Consider the following 15,056-nt stretch of genomic DNA (forward strand, 5'->3'; position numbering starts at 1 on the left):
GCCACCTTCGGGTGGCCTTTTTTATGGCTGACGCATTTTGCCCGGCAGGTCCGGCCATTCGCGGGCACGCCCGCTCCCACAGAGTCCCCGCTAATTCAATGAGTTATGTGCAGTTCTATGAGAGCGGGCGTGCCCGCGAATGGACTGCGCAGTAGTCCCGAAGGTGTCAGCGCTTGTCCTGGGCATGAGCTGCCAGCCTTTCCAGTGCCGCGCGCAGCTTGGGGTCGTTGATGCCCTCGGCGGTATCGCGCAGGCTCTCGGCCGCGTTGTTCGACAGCTCTGCGGCATGGCCACCACGCTTGGCCGGCACCAGCGGCGGCTGCACCTTGTACAGGATACGCCTGAGGTTGCCGAATGCTTCCATCGCCTGTAATGCCGCCAGCAAGCGTTTTTGCTGATAGCGCAGACGAGTGGCCCAGTGGCCGTCGGTTACCACCAGCAACAATGTGCCATCGCGCCACGACGCCACATGGCAGTGCTCGCGGGCGGCCGGTTGCAGCTGGCTTTCCAGCAGGCGCTGCAGGTGTTCCAGGCGTTCGGCCTGGTTCAGCAGCAGGCGCAGCGGGCGCACCTGGCGGAGCAGGGCGGAGGGCGGCTGGGCGGGGGAGGGTTTGTAGGCCATGGGAGTACGCATGAGGTTACATGGTCCGCAGTCTAACACCTCTATAGCCTGTCCCGGCCTCTTCGCGGGTGAACCCGCTCCCACAGTTAACAAGAGACAAGACTCATTCTCGATACGTTTCATCTTCCCGAACCTTGAACTCAGGGAAAATGCCCCTATCTAAAACAAGCCCCCGCCAAAACGCTGTACAAGCATCGTGGCAATCCACCACTTTCTTCACCATCGTTTCCGGGTAGAATGCTCGTTCGCATGCGGCCTCAGGGCTGCACGGGCGACTCATGGGGCCGCCCTCCATCCCTACGTGTGGAAGATCCTGCCGATATGTTTGCGCCTTTGTTAAAGAAACTTTTTGGAAGCAAGAACGAGCGTGAAGTCAAACGCATGCTCAAGACGGTGAACATCGTCAATGCTCTCGAAGAGAAGATGGTGGCCCTCTCCGACGAGCAACTGCGGGGCAAGACCGCAGAGTTCAAGGAGCGCCTGGCCAAAGGCGAGACACTGGACCAGTTGCTGCCTGAAGCCTTCGCCGTGGCCCGTGAGGCCGGCAAGCGCGTGATGGGCATGCGCCACTTCGACGTGCAGCTGATCGGTGGCATGACCCTGCACGAGGGCATGATCGCAGAAATGCGTACCGGTGAAGGCAAGACCTTGGTCGGTACCCTGGCCGTGTACCTCAACGCACTGTCCGGCAAGGGCGTGCACGTGGTCACCGTCAACGACTACCTGGCCCGCCGCGACGCCAACTGGATGCGCCCGCTGTACGAGTTCCTCGGCCTGTCGGTCGGCATCGTCTCGGCCTTCCAGCCGCCGGAAGAAAAGCGCGCTGCCTACGCGTCCGACATCACCTACGGCACCAACAACGAATTCGGTTTCGACTACCTGCGCGACAACATGGCGTTCAGCCAAGAGGAGAAGTTCCAGCGTGAACTGAACTTCGCCGTGATCGACGAAGTCGACTCCATCCTCATCGACGAAGCGCGTACCCCGCTGATCATCTCCGGCCAGGCCGAGGACAGCTCCAAGCTGTACATCGAGATCAACCGCCTGATCCCGCGCCTGAAGCAGCACATCGAGGAAGTGGAAGGCCAGGTCACCCAGGAAGGCCACTTCACCATCGACGAGAAGAGCCGCCAGGTCGAGCTGAACGAAGCCGGTCACCAGTACATCGAGGAAATGCTCACCCAGTCGGGCCTGCTGGCCGAGGGCGAGAGCCTGTACTCGGCGCACAACCTGAGCCTGCTGACCCACGTCTACGCCGGCCTGCGCGCGCACAAGCTGTTCCACCGCAACGTCGAGTACATTGTCCAGGACGGCCAGGTCCTGCTGATCGACGAACACACCGGCCGTACCATGCCCGGCCGTCGCCTGTCCGAAGGCCTGCACCAGGCCATCGAAGCGAAAGAAAACCTGAACATCCAGGCCGAGAGCCAGACCCTGGCTTCGACCACCTTCCAGAACTACTTCCGCCTGTACACCAAGCTGTCCGGCATGACCGGTACCGCCGATACCGAAGCGTTCGAGTTCGCCCAGATCTACGCCCTCAACGTGATGGTCATTCCGCCGAACAAGCCGCTGGCGCGCAAGGACTTCAACGACCTGGTGTACCTGACCGCCGACGAGAAATACGCCGCGATCATCGCCGACATCAAGGAAAGCATGACCCAGGGCCGCCCGGTGCTGGTGGGTACTGCGACCATCGAAACCTCCGAGCACATGTCCAACCTCCTGAAGAAGGAAGGTATCGACCACAAGGTGCTCAACGCCAAGTACCACGAGAAGGAAGCCGAGATCATCGCGCAAGCCGGTGCGCCAGGTGCCCTGACCATCGCCACCAACATGGCCGGTCGTGGTACCGACATCCTGCTGGGCGGTAACTGGGAAGCCGAAGTGGCCGCCCTGGAAAACCCCACCGCCGAGCAGATCGCCCAGATCAAGGCCGACTGGCAGAAGCGCCACCAGCAAGTGATCGAGTCGGGTGGCCTGCACGTGATCGCTTCCGAGCGCCACGAATCGCGCCGTATCGACAACCAGCTGCGTGGCCGTTCCGGCCGTCAGGGCGACCCGGGTTCCAGCCGCTTCTACCTGTCGCTGGAAGACAGCCTGATGCGTATCTTCGCCTCTGACCGGGTGAAGAACTTCATGAAGGCGCTGGGCATGCAGTCGGGCGAGGCCATCGAGCATCGCATGGTCACCAACGCCATCGAGAAGGCCCAGCGCAAGGTCGAAGGCCGCAACTTCGACATCCGCAAGCAGTTGCTGGAATACGACGACGTGGCCAACGAGCAGCGCAAGGTGATCTACCACATGCGCAACAGCCTGCTGGCCGCCGAGAACATCGGCGACACCATCGTCGAATTCCGCAAGGAAGTACTGGACGCTACCATCAGCCAGCACATTCCGCCGCAGTCGCTGCCCGAGCAGTGGGACGTGGCCGGCCTGGAAGCTTCGCTGGCCAGCGATTTCGCCATGAAGCTGCCGATCCAGCAGTGGCTCGACGAGGACGATCACCTCTACGAAGAGACCCTGCGCGAGAAGCTGCTGAACGAAATCACCAGCGCGTACACCGAGAAGGAAGACCAGGCCGGTATCGAAGCCCTGCGTACCTTCGAGAAGCAGATCCTGCTGCGCGTGCTGGACGACCTGTGGAAAGACCACCTGTCGACCATGGACCACCTGCGTCACGGTATTCACCTGCGTGGATATGCGCAGAAAAACCCGAAGCAGGAGTACAAGCGCGAATCCTTCAGCCTGTTCCAGGAGCTGCTCGAGTCGATCAAGCGCGACACCATCCGTGTGCTGTCGCACGTTCAGGTACGCCGCGAAGACCCGGTCGAAGAGGAAGCCCGCCTGCGCCGCGAGGCCGAGGAACTGGCCAGCCGCATGCAGTTCCAGCATGCCGCCGCTCCGGGCCTGGAAAGCGAGCAACTGAGCGAGGAGGGCGCCGAAGTGGCCGTCGCCTCGGCACCGGTGCGCAACGAACAAAAGCTGGGCCGCAACGAGCCGTGCTGGTGTGGCTCGGGCAAGAAGTTCAAGCATTGCCACGGGCAGATCGAGTGATCTGACCTGAATGGGGCCGCGTTGCGGCCCTGTCGCGACACAAGGCCGCTCCCACAGGGATAGCGCACAGCCGCAACGCTGCGCCGTCCTATGTGGGAGCGGCCTTGTGTCGCGATGGGGCGTGAAGCGGCCCCGCTTTTCGATATCAACCGTATTTTCTAGGAGCGCTCTAATGGCTGTTGGTCTTGGTCCTTTGCCCACCCTGCACCCGGTTCCGGGTTTTGAACTCGGCATCGCTTCTGCCGGCATCAAGCGCCCGGGGCGCAAGGATGTGGTGGTCATGCGCTGTGCCGAAGGCTCCAGCGTGGCTGGCGTGTTCACCCTCAACGCCTTCTGCGCGGCGCCGGTGATCCTGTCCAAGCAGCGTGTACAGGGCACCGTGCGCTACCTGCTGACCAACACCGGTAACGCCAACGCCGGCACCGGCGCGCCAGGCCTGGCCGCCGCCGAACGTACGTGCGCCAAGCTGGCCGAACTGGCCGGTGTACCGGCCGAGTCGGTACTGCCGTTCTCCACCGGTGTAATCGGCGAGCCGCTGCCGGTCGAGAAGATCGAAGGCGCGCTGCAGGCCGCCCTCGACAACCTGTCGGAAAACCACTGGGCCGAAGCTGCCACCGGCATCATGACCACCGACACCCTGCCCAAGGGTGCCAGCCGCCAGTTCCAGCACGATGGCGTGACCGTTACCGTCACCGGCATCAGCAAGGGGGCAGGCATGATCCGTCCGAACATGGCCACCATGCTCGGCTACATCGCCACCGACGCCAAGGTGGCACCAAAGGTGCTCAAGGACCTGATGCTGGACGGCGCCAACAAGTCGTTCAACCGTATCACCATCGATGGCGACACCTCGACCAACGACTGCTGCATGCTGATCGCCACCGGCAAGGCCAACCTGCCGGAAGTCACCGAAGCCAGCGGCGCACTGTTCGAAGCGCTGAAGAAGGCGGTGTTTGAAGTGTGCATGGAAGTGGCCCAGGCCATCGTCCGTGACGGCGAAGGCGCTACCAAGTTCGTGACCGTGCAGGTCAACGGCGGTGGCAACCACCAGGAGTGCCTGGACGTCGGCTATGCCGTGGCCCACTCGCCACTGATCAAGACCGCGCTGTTCGCTTCCGACCCGAACTGGGGCCGCATCCTCGCTGCCGTTGGCCGTGCCGGCGTACCAGAGCTGGATGTGAGCCTGATCGATGTGTACCTGGACAGCGTGTGCATTGCCAGCAAAGGCGGCCGCAGCCCGAGCTACACCGAAGACCAGGGTGCCAAGGTAATGGCCCAGGAAGAGATCACCATCCGTATCGAGCTGGGCCGTGGCCAGTGCAGCGAAACCATCTGGACCACCGACCTGTCCCACGAGTACGTGAAGATCAACGCCGAGTACCGTACCTGATGTAATTGGGGCCGCTTTGCGGCCCTTTCGCGACACAAGGCTCCTGCGTACACCGCTTCATGTGGGAGCGGCCTTGTGTCGCGAGAGGGGCTGCAGAGCAGCCCCAAAATTCCCAAACGATGGAGCCGAACCATGAGCTATCACCTGATCATCGGCGACAAGCTGTATTCCTCCTGGTCGCTGCGTGGCGCCCTGGCTCTCGAGCTGGCTGGCGTGCCCTACGAAGAAACCCTGATCAAACTCAACCAGCCTGACACCCGTCAGCGCATCCTCGCCTTCTCTGCCACCGGCAAGGTACCGCTGCTCAAGACCGGGCACGGTGTGATCGCCGACTCGCTGGCCATTGCCGAATACCTCAACGAACGCCACCCCGACGCCCAGCTGTGGCCTGCCGACGTGGCGGCCCGGGCCCAGGCCCGTTCGGCCTGCGCGCAGATGCACAGTGGCTTCTTCGCCCTGCGCGGCGCGATGCCGTTCGACCTGTCGCGCGACCAGGCGCTGGACAGCGTGCCGCTGGAGGTTCAAATCGATATCGACCGTATCGTTGCACTGTGGTCGGAATGCCGCCTGGCGGCCAAGGACAGCGGCCCGTTCCTGTTCGGCAAGCCGAGCCTGGCCGATGCCTTCTTCGCCCCGGTGGCCGTGCGCCTGCGCACCTACCGCGTGGAAGTGCCTGCGCAGGCGGCTGCCTATATCGAAACCATTTACCAGTGGCCGGCCTTCCAGGCCTGGCAGCAGGCTGGCCTGGCGGAGCGTGAAGGGTGAAACGGATTCATGTTGTAGCCGCCGTCATTCGCGGTACTGACGGCCGCATTCTGATCGCACGCCGTGCCGATACCCAGCACCAGGGCGGCCTGTGGGAATTCCCGGGCGGCAAGGTGGAAGAGGGCGAGGGTGTCGAGGCGGCACTGGCCCGCGAGCTGCGCGAAGAGCTGGGCATCGAGGTGAGCCGTTCGCGCGCGCTGATCAAGGTCAGCCACGACTACCCGGACAAGCAGGTGCTGCTGGACGTGCGTGAAGTCGAGGCGTTCACTGGCGAGCCGCATGGTGCCGAGGGCCAACCGCTGGAGTGGGTTGCCCCGCGCGATTTGCCCCAGTACGAATTCCCCGAGGCCAATAAACCGATCGTTGCGGCCGCGCGCCTGCCGGACCAGTACCTGATCACCCCTGATGGCCTGGAAGTGCCGCAGATGCTCAAGGGCATCCAGAAGGCGGTGGCCAGCGGCATTCGCCTGATCCAGTTGCGTGCCCCGGACATGTACGACCCCAAGTACCGCGATGTGGCGGTGGATGCGGTCGGCCTGTGCGCGGGCAAGGCGCAGCTGATGCTCAAGGGGCCGCTGGAGTGGCTGGGTGATTTTCCTGCCGCGGGTTGGCACCTGACGGCTGCACAACTGCGCAAGTATGCCGCCAACGGCCGGCCGTTCCCCAAGGAGCGCTGGCTGGCGGCGTCCTGTCACAGTGCTGAAGAGTTGGCGCTGGCGGAGCAGATGGGCGTGGACTTTGTCACCCTGTCGCCTGTCCAGGCGACCCGGACTCACCCCGAGGCGGTGCCGTTGGGGTGGGATGAGGCGCAGCGGTTGATCGCCGGCTTCAACAAGCCGGTCTACCTGCTGGGTGGGGTTGGGCCGGGCGAGCGCGAGCAGGCTTGGGAAGCGGGGGCGCAGGGTGTTGCCGGGATCCGGGCGTTCTGGCCTGAGATCTGAGTCGCCTGTAATTCGGGCCGCTTTGCGGCCCATTCGCGGGCTTGCCCGCTCCCACAGGGAACTCACAAGCCCTGAAACCTGTGCCGTACCTGTGGGAGCGGGCAAGCCCGCGAAGGGCTGCACAGCAGCCCCGGCAATCTCAAACCTCCGGCTTTGGTGCAGGCTGCCACAAAACCTCTGCCACCCCCTGCCGCCGCCCAATGATCCGCGCCGCCACAAACAGCAGGTCCGAAAGCCGGTTGATATACGCCAGCCCAACCCCCGCCAACGGCTCCAGCGCATTCAACTGTTGACACCGCCGCTCCGCACTGCGCGCCAGGCTGCGGCACACATGTGCCTGTGCCACCAGCGCCGAACCACTGGGCAGAATGAAGTTCTTCAACGGCCCCAGCTCTTCGTTCCACACATCGATCGCCGCCTCCAGCCGTTCCACCTCCGCCTGGTTCAGCGCCTGGTAACTGGGCATCGCCAACTCACCACCCAGGTCGAACAAGCGGTGCTGACACGGCGCCAACACCGCGCTCACTTCATCCAGCCCTTGTTCGGCCAGCCCCGCCAGTAGCAAACCCAACTGGCTGTTCAGGCTGTCCACCTCGCCAATGGCCTCGATCCGTGGGTGGTCCTTGGGCACCCGGCGTCCGTCGCCCAGGCCTGTTTCGCCTTTGTCGCCGGTGCGGGTGTAGATCTTCGACAGGCGGTAGCCCATGTCACTTCTCCGTTTTGGCCGGCAACGCCGTTGCCGGCTGGCCGAGGGGCAGGCGCAGGGTGAAGCAGGTGCCCTGGCCGGGCGTGGACTGCACTTCCATCTGCCCCTTGTGGTTGTTGGTGATGATGAAGTAAGAGACCGACAGGCCCAGGCCGGTGCCCTGGCCGATTTCCTTGGTGGTGAAGAACGGCTCGAAAGTGCGCTTGCGCACCCCCTCGGGCATGCCGACGCCGTTGTCCTCGACCTGGATTTCCGCCCATGGCGGGTTCAAGCGGGTACGCAGGATGATGCGCCCGGGCTCGCTCGGCTGCGGCCGCTGGTGGATGGCCTGGGCGGCGTTTTTCAGCAGGTTGAGCAGCACCTGCTCCAGTTCGTTGGCGGTGCATGGCACCGGCCCCAGTTCGGGGTCGAACTGGCGCACGATGGCCTGGCCCTTGAAGTCGAAGCCGATGGCCAGGTCGAAGTCGTTGCTGGCAATCTCCACCGCCTGGTCGATCAGCGCCGGCAGGTCGCATGGCGCCAGCTGGCGATTGCTGCGTCGGCTGAAACTGAGCATGTGGGTGACGATCTTTGCCGCCCGGGCACCGGCCTGCTGGATGCCGTCGAGCAATTGCGGCACTTCGCGGCTCTCCAGGTAGCGGTTGACCGTGGGCAGGTCGATGCCCAGTTCCTCGGCCTGCTCCTGGTTGCGCGGCAGCTCTGGTGACAGGCGCCGGCGGATGTTCTGCACGTTGTGCAGGATCGCGCCTAGCGGGTTGTTGATCTCGTGGGCCATGCCGGCGGCCAGGCCACCGACCGAAAGCATCTTCTCCGACTGCACCATCATTTCTTCCAGCGACAGGCGCTGGGTGATGTCGTCGATGCGGATGACCACGCCACGGCCGCCGCCACCGGTCAGCGGGTAGAAGGTCAGGGCGTAGTGGCGCAGGTCGTCGCCTTTAGGCCAGGTGACCCGCTCGATCTTCGCAACGCGGTGTTTCTCCACGGTTTCCTTCAACTGCGGCAGGAACGGCTTGAGCGGTTCGAAGGCGATGAAGATCGGCTGGTTCAGCGCTTCGTCCAGTGGCGTGCCGGAAAGCACCGTGGCTTCGTGGTTCCACTGGGTCACGTAGAGCTGTTCGTCGAGGGCGATCAGCGCCGAGGGCATCGAGTCGATGATGCTGTTGAGGTAGTTCTGGAAACCGGTGAGTTTTTTCTCGATCTTGCTGCGCACCTGGACTTCCAGCTCCAGTTTGCGGTTGGTGTGGCGGGTTTCCTCGGCCAGGCCCTGGGCCTGGTCATAGGCCTCCTGGAACTCGTCGCGGGTGCGCTTGAGTTGCTGTTCGCGGGCCTCGATGCGCGAGAGCATGGTGTTGAACGCTTCGGCCAGGCTGCCGATTTCGTCGTCGTTGCCGCGCTGCGCACGCAGGGCATAGCTCTCTTCGCGGGTGACCTGGCGGCTGAGCTCTTCGAGCTGGTTGATCGGCTGGGTGATCAGGCGTTTGATTTGCCGGGCAATGACGATCCACAGCAGGATGCTGAACACCAGGATGCCCAGGCTGGCGCTGAGAGTGCCGGTGTAGAAGGCTGTGGGCAATTCGCTGCTGGCCACCAGCAGCAGGTGCGCTGGCGGGTTGGCGTCACGTGGCATGCGGATCAGCTGGGTGCTGCGAAACTCCATCAGGCGCCAGCCGTCAATGTCGCGAAAACGCCTGGGCAGGGCCAGCGGCTCGCCGTGCTGCAACTGCGCCAGTATGCGGCCATCGCCTCCATAGACAGCGGCGGCGCGCAGCGGCGTATAGCTGTCCAGTTCCTTGAGCAGGGCGCTGGCGGTGTCCGGCGCATCGCCGGCGCGTGCCGCCAGCTGCGGGTTGGCCACCAGCCGGCCGATGGTGTGCAGTGCCTGCGGTGCCATGCTTTCCTGGGTAATCCAGTAGGCGGCGCTGATGAAAGTGAGGTTGGCCACCAGCAAGATGGTCACCAGCAACACCAGCAGGGCCGCCAGCAGTTTCTGCCCGACCGGGAGGTTTTCCAGGCGTTGGCGCAAGGTCATGGGCTAGGCAATATCCGTATCCGTTTAAAGGGCCGCGTCAGTCGCAGGGCAAACCACGCACGCGCAGGTTATCGACCAGGCGCTGCAGCAGGCGTTCCAGCTCTGGCAGCTGCAGGCCATGGCGGCCGGCGGCGCGACAGGCGTGGCCAAGCAGGTAGTGCACCTCGGTGCGTCGGCCTGCGCGTACATCCTGGTACATGGAAGAGTAGTTGGCCGCGGTGGCGAGGATCACCCGCTGTACTTCTTCGTCCAGCCCGTCTGCCGCTTCTGGCTGGCCACAGCGGCGCAGCAGTTGGGCCAGCTCGCCGCACAGGGCATCCACTTCACCCAGGTGCCCCAGCAGCCCGCCGTTCTGGCAGTCGTGCAGTACGGTCAGCGGGTTGATGGCACAGTTGAGCGCCAGCTTGCGCCACAGGCGGGTGAGGATGTCCAGCGTCCACTCGGCGGGGATACCCGCCTGGTGCAGGTCGTCGAACCAGGCCGGGATCGTCGGGTTGCGTGGGTCACCCAGCCAGTTGAAGCCGTGGCCGGCAAAGCGTACCTGCCAGTCACCCTCGCGAAACGCCCCTTCGGTACTGGAGGCGAAGATGCAGCGCGTGCGCGGCACCAGGTCGGCGACTTCGTCCTGGCTGCCCAGGCCGTTCTGCAGCAGTAGCACTTCGGCGCCCTCGGCCAGACGCGGTGCCACACCGGCGATAGCCGGGGCGGCGTCGTAGGCCTTGCAGGCCACCAGCAGGCGATGGATCGGGCCGGGTGCCTGCGCGGTTTCGGCGGGGATGGCGAAGTGGCGGGGCTGGTCCTGTTCGACCAGGGTCAGGCCGCCGGCCTGCTGGTAGGCCTGCAGCCGTTGCCCGTCACGCAGGATCAGGCGCACTGCCTTGCCCGCGCGCGCCAGGCGGCAAGCCCATAGGCTGCCCAGGCTGCCGGCGCCGAGAATATGCCAGGTGCTGCTCATATGCGTTTCGCAACCCGTTATAATGAGCCCGCATTTTAACCGTCAAACCCAGCGCGCTCCATCTTCAGCCTGAGCGCGCTTTTATTTTGGGAGAACAACCATGCCTTCGTTCGACGTGGTATCGGAACTGGACAAGCACGAAGTGCAGAACGCGGTCGACAACGCCATCAAGGATCTGGACCGCCGCTACGACCTCAAGGGCAAGGGTACCTTCGAGTTCAAGGACAAAGAGCAGACCGTGATGCTCACCGCCGAGGAAGAGTTCCAGCTCGAAGCGATGCTGGAAATCCTGCGCCTGGCGCTGGTCAAGCGCAAGATCGACGTGAAGTGCCTGGAAACCAAGGACCCGTACGCCTCGGGCAAGGAAAAGAAGCAGGAAGCCAAGTTCCGCGAAGGCATCGACAAGGACCTGGCGAAGAAGATCGTCGCCACCATCAAGGATGCCAAGCTGAAAGTGCAGGCCGCGATCCAGGGCGAGCAGGTGCGCGTTACCGGTAAAAAGCGTGACGACCTGCAGGAAGCCATTGCCCTGCTGCGTACCAAGGAATTCGACATGCCGCTGCAGTTCAACAACTTCCGCGACTGATCGCAGGGTTGTCCGGAACCCCGATGGCGTAATGATGTCCATGGGGGCCATGGCCGCCGAACCGACGGCGGCCTGCTATACGTGTACATGCCGCTCGGCATCAGGAGATGAATATGGATTTGAGCGCTGAAGTCGATCAGCTGGTCCGCCAATCGCAGACCTGGGTCCCCTTGATCATGGAATACGGCAGCCGCCTGCTGCTGGCACTGCTGACCTTGGCGATCGGCTGGTGGCTTACCAACGTGGTCAGTGATCGACTCGCCAGGCTGGTGGGTTTGCGCGTACAAGACCCGGCACTGCAGGGCTTCATCCGCACCCTGGCTAACATCATCCTCAAGGTCATGCTGGCGATCAGCGTTGCCTCGATGATCGGCATTGAGACCACTTCGTTCGTGGCCGCGATTGGTGGTGCCACGCTGGCCATCGGTCTGGCGTTGCAGGGCAGCCTGGCAAACTTCGCCGGTGGTGTGCTGATCCTGCTATTCCGCCCGTTCCGCATCGGTGACTGGATCGAGGCGCAAGGCGTGGCCGGTACCGTCGACAGCATCCAGATCTTCCACACCGTGGTGCGTACCGGTGACAACAAGACCGTGATCATGCCCAACGGTAGCCTGTCCAACGGCATCATCACCAACACCAACCGCCAGCCGACGCGCAAGGTGGTATTCGACGTGGGCGTGGACTATGAGGCCGACCTGCAGAAGGCCCGCAACGTGTTGCTGGAGCTGGCGCAGGACCCGCGTGTGCTGTCCGACCCGGCGCCGCAGGCGGTGGTCGCGACCCTGGGCGACAGCTCGATCACCGTGTCGTTGCGCTTGTGGACCAAGACCGCCGATTACTGGGATGTGATGTTCATGCTCAACGAGCATGCGCGTGACCGGTTGAAGGCCGAAGGGATCGACATTCCGTTCCCGCAGCGGGTGATTCGCGTGGTGCAGGAGACTGCAGCGCAGTAATACCGCGCTGAAGCCGGGGCACAAAGCGGCCCCGGCTTTTTTACACTTGTTCACAGCAATACCCCGGGATTTCTGGCATATAGCCTGACCCCACCTGCCACACCCGATACGCCATCATGAAACCACTGCTGTACATCACCCCCCTGCGCGCCTTGCTGTTCGGCCTGACCCTGGCCCTGTTCGAGCTGCTCACCTACCTGGCCAGCGACGCCGTCATGCCGGCCATGCCGGTGGTGGTCGGCGACCTGAACGCCAGCCCCGAATACATTCCCCACGCCCTCAACCTGTACCTGCTGGGCGGCGTGGTGCTGCAATGGCTGATCGGCCCGCTGGCCGACCGCTATGGCCGGCGCCCGTTGCTGCTGACCGGTTGCGCGTTCTTCGGCGCGGCCTGCCTGGCCTCCTTCTGGGTCCACGACATCGGCCTGTTCAACGTGCTGCGCCTGCTGCAGGGTATCGGCCTGGGCTTTGTGGTCACGGTCAGCTACCCGGCCCTGAACGAAGCCTTCAGTGAGGCGGACGCCGTGCGCATGATGGCCCTGCTGGCCAATATCGCCTTGCTCTCGCCACTGCTCGGGCCGCTGGTGGGCACCTTGCTGCTGCAGTGGCTGGACTGGCGCTGGCTGTTCGTGGCCTTTGCCATCGGCGCGGTCGTGGCCTGGCTGCTGCTGTACCGGCTGATGCCGGAAACCCTGGGCGTGGAGCGCCGTGACGGCTCGCGCCTGGCGTTCACGCCGATCCACCTGCTGCCGCTGCTGGCCGGTTACGGCCAGTTGCTGGCCAACCGTCGCTTTGTCGCTGGCAGCGCAGCCCTGGGCCTGGTCGGTTTGCCGCTGATTGGCTGGATTGGCCTGTCACCGGTGCTGCTGATCCACGACGAGGGGTTGAGCACCATGGCGTACGCCTTGTGGCAGTTGCCGGTGTTTGGCGGACTGATCCTTGGCAACCTGATCATCAACCGCATCGCCGACCGCTATCCGCTGCCGGCGCTGGTGCGTGGTGCGTTGTGGCCTTACCTGGCCGGCCTGTGCCTGATGCTGCTGGCGACCTGGTACTGGCCAAGCGTGACCAGCGTGGTGGCGGGCATGTCGCTGTACGCGCTGGGGTTGGGCGTGGCCAACGCGGTGCTGTATCGCATGACGCTGTTCGCCAGCGAGCAGAGCAAAGGCCTGGTCTCGGCCATGCTGGGGATGATCACCATTGCCTTGCTGGGGCTGGGTGGGGCGGTGCTGGCGATGATTGGTGCCGGGGCCAGCTTGCTGCACTTTGCCCTGGCGGCGGGTGTGGCGGGGGCCTTGGCGCTGTGGCCGCTGTGGTTCGTGGTGGGTGGGCGGCCTGGGGAAGGGGCTGTCACTCAATAATCTTTGATTACCTGTACCGGCCTCTTCGCGGGCTTGCCCGCTCCCACAGGGACTGCACAGCTCTCAAGGGCAGTGCTTTACCTGTGGGAGCGGGCAAGCCCGCGAAGAGGCCGGTACAGGCAATACAAATCTGTCAGGGCCGCTCGGCCGCCGAACCTTCCTCAGCCACCGGCTTGCCCGGCCCGGCTTCCTGGCGCCACTGCAGGGCAATCAGGATCAACGTCGGCACGCCCAGCAGGGCAGTGATCAGGAAGAAGTCATGGTAACCGAACTTCTCCACCATGACCCCTGAATACCCCCCGATCAGCCTCGGCAACAGCAGCATGATCGAGCTGAGCAACGCATACTGGGTGGCCGAGAACTTCAGGTTGGTCAGGCTCGACAGGTAAGCGACGAAAGCCGAAGTGGCCAGGCCGGAGCTGAAGTTGTCCAGCGAGATGGTTACCACCAGCATTTGCAGGTTCGGGCCCATGTCGGCCAGCATCAGGAACAGGATGTTGGTGCCCGCCGAGGCCGCACCGCCGATGAACAGGATGGGCATGATGCCGAAGCGCACGATCAGCAGGCCGCCAACCCCGGCGCCGACCAAAGTCATGATCAGGCCGAAGATCTTGCTGACGCTGGCGATCTGGTCCTTGGTGAAGCCCATGTCGATGTAGAACACGTTGGCCATCACGCCCATGACCGTGTCCGACATGCGATAGGTGGCGATCAGGCCGAGCAACAGCAAGGCCTGCCAGCGGTAGCGGGCGATGAAGTCGTTGACCGGGGTCAGCACCGGGGCCAGGCCGCGACGGCCCAGGCTCGACAGGCACGCCCAGGTCAGCAGCACATAGAGGATCAGGCGCAGGAAGGCGCGGTCTTCCAGCAGCAGGTCCAGTGGCGTGGCATCACCGGAGATGACGCTGGACCAGCCGGTATTGAACATCTGGGTGAAGCTGGCCGGTACTGACACCAGCAGGATGATCAGCACGAACACCGAGGCCAGTTGGTGCACCAGCCCATAGCGCGCTGCCGACAGCTGGGTACGCATGGGCACGGGTGGCTCGCGCATGATCAGGGTGGTGAATACGGCGGGCAGCATCATCACCGCGAACATGACGTAGGTGCCGGCCCAGGCCTTGTGCAGGTAGCTGAAACCGGTGGAGCCGAACCACTCGGCGAAGAACAGTGCACCAGCCGTGGCCAGCAGGGCCGCCACCCGGTAGCCGGCCATGTAGCTGGCGGCGAGCGCGGCCTGGCGCTGGTCGTCGGCGATTTCCAGGCGGTAGGCATCGACGGCGATGTCCTGGGTGGCCGAAGCGAAGGCCACCAGTACCGCCAGGGCGATCAGCCATGACAGGTGCTGCTGCGGGTCGCACAGGCTCATGCCGACCAGCCCGATCACCACCAGCGCCTGCGACAGCAGCAGCCACGAACGCCGGCGCCCCAGGCTGCCGAGCAGCGGCAGGCGCCATTGGTCGAGCAGCGGTGACCACACCCACTTGAAGGCGTAGGCCAGGCCGATCAGGCTGGCGTAACCAATGGTCTCGCGGGCCACGCCCGCTTCGCGCAACCACACCGAAAGGGTGGAGAACACCAGCATGTAGGGCAGACCGGCGGCGAAGCCGAGCAGCAAAAGTACCAAGGTTGACGGGCTGGCATAGGCAGCAAGCGCAGCGCGCCAGGTTTTACGGGGCATGGGC

At 64.0% G+C, this 15,056-nt stretch carries 12 protein-coding genes; 7 read left to right on the forward strand and 5 right to left on the reverse strand.

What is annotated here, in order from left to right:
* Positions 1–166 precede the first annotated feature (166 nt).
* Positions 167–622, reverse strand: a complete 456-nt coding sequence (locus tag ACIQYU_RS14655) for a DUF721 domain-containing protein (RefSeq protein WP_063913301.1) — start codon at positions 620–622, stop codon at positions 167–169.
* A gap of 321 nt (positions 623–943) precedes the next feature.
* Here ACIQYU_RS14655 and secA point away from each other — a divergent pair, with 321 nt between their 5' ends.
* The 4 genes from secA (at position 944) to ACIQYU_RS14675 (ending at position 6,775) form a co-directional block, all read left to right on the forward strand.
* A complete protein-coding gene (gene secA / locus ACIQYU_RS14660) occupies positions 944–3,679 on the forward strand; it encodes a preprotein translocase subunit SecA (protein WP_063913300.1) in 2,736 nt (911 codons plus the stop codon).
* Positions 3,680–3,851: 172 nt separating this feature from the next.
* On the forward strand, positions 3,852–5,069 hold the full coding sequence (argJ, locus tag ACIQYU_RS14665) for a bifunctional glutamate N-acetyltransferase/amino-acid acetyltransferase ArgJ (protein WP_063913299.1): 1,218 nt from the start codon (positions 3,852–3,854) through the stop codon (positions 5,067–5,069).
* 132 nt (positions 5,070–5,201) lie between these two features.
* Positions 5,202–5,834 (forward strand): glutathione S-transferase family protein, encoded by a 633-nt coding sequence (locus ACIQYU_RS14670; protein ID WP_207834526.1) that lies wholly within the window; start codon positions 5,202–5,204, stop codon positions 5,832–5,834.
* Positions 5,831–6,775, forward strand: coding sequence for a Nudix family hydrolase (locus ACIQYU_RS14675; protein ID WP_061303700.1), 945 nt, complete (start codon positions 5,831–5,833; stop codon positions 6,773–6,775). The genes ACIQYU_RS14670 and ACIQYU_RS14675 overlap by 4 nt, the downstream gene beginning before the upstream one ends.
* Positions 6,776–6,914: 139 nt before the next feature.
* On the opposite strand, the gene ACIQYU_RS14680 is transcribed toward ACIQYU_RS14675, so the two are convergent.
* Genes ACIQYU_RS14680 through ACIQYU_RS14690 form a run of 3 tightly spaced genes read right to left on the reverse strand, consistent with a single transcriptional unit; the run spans position 6,915 to position 10,468 of the window.
* On the reverse strand, positions 6,915–7,481 hold the full coding sequence (locus ACIQYU_RS14680) for a cob(I)yrinic acid a,c-diamide adenosyltransferase (protein ID WP_207834537.1): 567 nt from the start codon (positions 7,479–7,481) through the stop codon (positions 6,915–6,917).
* A 1-nt stretch (position 7,482) separates the two neighbouring features.
* Positions 7,483–9,513, reverse strand: coding sequence for an ATP-binding protein (locus ACIQYU_RS14685; protein WP_402800554.1), 2,031 nt, complete (start codon positions 9,511–9,513; stop codon positions 7,483–7,485).
* 37 nt (positions 9,514–9,550) lie between these two features.
* Entirely contained in the window at positions 9,551–10,468 is a 918-nt protein-coding gene (locus ACIQYU_RS14690) for a putative 2-dehydropantoate 2-reductase (RefSeq protein WP_207834549.1), read from the reverse strand.
* Between the two features lie 100 nt (positions 10,469–10,568).
* Here ACIQYU_RS14690 and ACIQYU_RS14695 point away from each other — a divergent pair, with 100 nt between their 5' ends.
* The 3 genes from ACIQYU_RS14695 to ACIQYU_RS14705 all read left to right on the forward strand — a co-directional run bounded on the left by ACIQYU_RS14695 (position 10,569) and on the right by ACIQYU_RS14705 (position 13,371).
* Positions 10,569–11,054: a YajQ family cyclic di-GMP-binding protein gene (locus ACIQYU_RS14695; RefSeq protein ID WP_013974099.1), complete on the forward strand. Its 486-nt coding sequence runs from the start codon at positions 10,569–10,571 to the stop codon at positions 11,052–11,054.
* A 113-nt stretch (positions 11,055–11,167) separates the two neighbouring features.
* Positions 11,168–12,010 carry a mechanosensitive ion channel family protein gene (locus ACIQYU_RS14700; protein ID WP_207834551.1) on the forward strand — a complete coding sequence of 281 codons (843 nt, stop codon included), beginning with the start codon at positions 11,168–11,170 and terminating at the stop codon, positions 12,008–12,010.
* Between the two features lie 116 nt (positions 12,011–12,126).
* Complete coding sequence (locus tag ACIQYU_RS14705) at positions 12,127–13,371, forward strand: MFS transporter (RefSeq protein WP_207834553.1); 1,245 nt, start codon at positions 12,127–12,129, stop codon at positions 13,369–13,371.
* A 133-nt stretch (positions 13,372–13,504) separates the two neighbouring features.
* Here ACIQYU_RS14705 and ACIQYU_RS14710 read toward each other — a convergent pair whose 3' ends face one another.
* Positions 13,505–15,052: an AmpG family muropeptide MFS transporter gene (locus ACIQYU_RS14710; protein ID WP_013974096.1), complete on the reverse strand. Its 1,548-nt coding sequence runs from the start codon at positions 15,050–15,052 to the stop codon at positions 13,505–13,507.
* Positions 15,053–15,056: the final 4 nt, after the last annotated feature.

The organism is Pseudomonas sp. NPDC096925, from assembly GCF_044762545.1.
Taxonomy (GTDB): Bacteria; Pseudomonadota; Gammaproteobacteria; order Pseudomonadales; family Pseudomonadaceae; genus Aquipseudomonas.